We start from the raw sequence: 2,981 nt of genomic DNA, 5'->3' as shown, positions 1-2,981 counted from the left end.
GTACAGCGCTGCGCTCGAGCAACGTCAGCACCGAAGTCAACACCGTCTTTCAGAATCTGCTTCGCGTACTCAAGCAGATCGACCCGGCCAAGCTCAACGCGACCCTGACTGCGCTGGCCGACGGAGTACGCGGACAGGGCGAGGCCATCGGGCGGGCGACGACCGACGCCAATCAGGTGCTGGTGGCCCTGAACCCGCGAATGGACACCGTGCAGCAGGATCTGCGTTCGCTCAGCGGATTCAGCCACGCCTACGGAGCGGCCGTGCGAGACATCTTGACCACGCTGTCGGCGGTGAGTACGACGAGCGAGACTCTGGTGAGTCACGAACAGGCGCTTGATGCCCTTCTCGTCAACGTGATCGGATTCTCGCGGGCCGGAACGGATCTGCTCGAACCCAACCGCGACGACCTGATTCGTGCCGTCAACATCCTCGAGCCCACCACCAACCTCCTGATGAAGTACAGCCCGTCCTACACGTGCATGCTGCTCGGGGCGACTTGGTTCCTAGACAAAGGTGGCCGTGACGCACTGGGAGCAGGGGACGGTAGGTCCGGAGTGCTCGATGCCACCTTCCTGCTCGGTGATGACGCGTACAAGTATCCCGACAACCTCCCCGTCGTCGCCGCCAAAGGTGGCCCGGGGGGTAAGCCCGGGTGCGGATCACTTCCCGATGCGAGCAAGAACTATCCCGTCCGCCAACTGATCTCGGACACCGGATGGGGAAGCGGACTGGATGTCCGGCCGAACCCAGGCATCGGCCACCCCTGGTATGTCGACTACCTTCCCGGTACCCGCGCAGTACCCGAGCCGCCCAGCGTTCGTGGCGATGGACCCCCAGCGATCGGGCCGGCTCCCCATCCCGGCGCGCCCCCGTACGGAGCACCGCAATTCGGGCCGGATGGCACGCCGCAGTATCCGCCCCCACCGGGTGCGCCACCGGCACCGCTCCCACCGGCTGCCGATCTGCCACAGCCGTCCGCGTCCGGCGCGCCTAGCGCAGTGGGTACGCCGTGAGAGACAACCTGGCGGGCGCAATCTGGCGACTCTCCGTCTTCGTGACCGCATGTCTGTTGACGTTGTTCGGGCTCTACGCCATCTTCGCGCAGTTGAGGTTCCAGCGCGAGAACACGTATGACGCCGAGTTCTCCAACGTCGCCGGCTTGGACGAGGGCAACTTCGTCCGAATCGCAGGCGTCGAGGTCGGAAAGGTCAAGAGCGTCTCGGTGAAGCAGAATGCGTTCGCCGTCGTCGAATTCACCGCCGACGACTCGGTCGTGTTGACCCAGGGGACCAAGGCAGTGATCCGCTACGACAACGTCATCGGCGGCCGATTCCTGGCGCTGGAAGAGGGGGCAGGTGACGTCCGGCGGTTGGCACCTGGGCAGACGATTCCCTTGATCAGAACATCTCCGCCCCTGGACCTGGACGCGCTCATCGGCGGCTTTCGCCCACTGTTCCGTGCGTTGGATCCCCAACAGGTCAACATGCTCACCGGTCAGCTGATCTCGGCGTTCGAGGGGCAGGGGACGACGATCGGCTCGTTCCTCACCCAGACCTCGACCCTGACGAACACCCTCGCCGACCGCGATGACCTCATTGGCCAGGTCATCACCAATCTCAACGACGTCCTCAGCTCGCTCGGCGATCAGAGCGACCAGTTCGCGACGGCGGTCGACTCGCTATCGGGCCTAATTCAGGGACTCGCCGAGCGGAGGTCCGACGTCAGCACCGGAGTGGCGAATCTCGACAGGGGGGCGGCGTCGGTCGCCGATCTGCTGGCCCAGGCTCGCCCCCCGTTGCAGAACACCGTCGCCGAGTCGGACCGTGCCACCTCGATCGTCGTGGCCGACCATGCCTACTTCGACGATCTGCTCAACACCCTTCCCGACGCTTATCAGCAACTCGGCCGCCAAGGACTCTACGGCGACTTCTTCAGCTTCTACCTGTGCGATCTAGTCCTCAAAGTCAACGGGAAGGGCGGCCAGCCGGTGTTCGTGAAGCTGGCCGGACAGAGCACAGGAAGGTGCACACCGAAGTGAAGTCCTTCGCCGAACGCAACCCCCTCGTCATCGGGGCGGTCGGCTGCGCGGTGGCCGTCGGGATCATCGCCGCCGCAACGCAGTACGACGAGCTGCCCTTCGTCTCCGGCGGTCACGCCTACACCGCGTACTTCGCCGAGGCCGGCGGTCTGCGAACCGGTGCCGCGGTCCAGGTCTTTGGTATCCGGGCCGGTCAAGTGTCCAGTGTCGAACTGGACGGGCCCAGGGTTCTCATCACCTTCGACCTGTCGGACGGCATCACGCTCGGCGACCGGACGGAAGCGGCGGTCAAGACCAAGAGCCTTCTGGGCACCAAGATCCTGGAGGTGACCCCACGGGGAGGAGGTCAGCTGGACGGCGCAATTCCGTTGAATCGGACGACCCCGGCCTACCAATTGCCGGACGCCCTCGGCGATTTGACGACCACCATCAGCGGCCTGGACACCGATCAAATCTCTCGGTCGCTGTCGACACTGGCCGATACCTTCGCAGACACTCCGCCCGAGCTCAGGATGGCGGTGCAAGGTGCTGCGCGGTTCTCCGAGGCGATCGACAAGCGCGACGCGCAGTTGCGCGACCTCCTGGTCAACGCCAACAAGGTGACCGCCGTGCTTTCCGAACGCAGCGCGCAGATCGTGAGCCTGATCGCGAACACCAATGCGCTCTTGGCCGAGTTGCAGAACCAAAGTGACGCGCTGCGCACGGTGTCGTCGAACATCTCTGCGCTGTCGCGAGAGCTCTCCGGATTCGTCGCCGACAACCGCGCTCAGCTGCGACCCGCTCTGGACAAGCTCAACGGCGTGCTCACGATCGTGGACAACCGAAAGGAGCGCGTGCAGAAGTCCATCAAGATGCTCAATGACTACGCCATGTCACTGGGAGAGGCGGTGTCCGCAGGCCCCTTCTTCAAGGCGTACGTCGCCAACCTGCTGCCGGGTCA

3 protein-coding genes are annotated in these 2,981 nt (G+C 64.6%); all 3 read left to right on the top strand.

Going from position 1 to position 2,981, the window contains the following annotated elements:
- Positions 1-1,016 (top strand): MCE family protein (locus ACRDUX_RS05510; protein WP_526411782.1); only part of this gene is annotated, 1,016 nt, incomplete at its 5' end.
- Positions 1,013-2,041, top strand: a complete 1,029-nt coding sequence (locus tag ACRDUX_RS05505) for an MCE family protein (RefSeq protein WP_526411780.1) — start codon at positions 1,013-1,015, stop codon at positions 2,039-2,041. The genes ACRDUX_RS05510 and ACRDUX_RS05505, both read left to right, overlap by 4 nt.
- On the top strand, positions 2,038-2,981 hold a 944-nt coding region (locus tag ACRDUX_RS05500), incomplete at its 3' end, for an MCE family protein (protein ID WP_526411778.1). The genes ACRDUX_RS05505 and ACRDUX_RS05500, both read left to right, overlap by 4 nt.

The organism is Mycobacterium sp., assembly GCF_050701675.1.
In the GTDB taxonomy this organism is placed as follows: domain Bacteria; phylum Actinomycetota; class Actinomycetes; order Mycobacteriales; family Mycobacteriaceae; genus Mycobacterium.
Note: the sequence above shows the minus strand (reverse complement) of the source record. Positions and strands in the feature narration are given on the sequence as shown.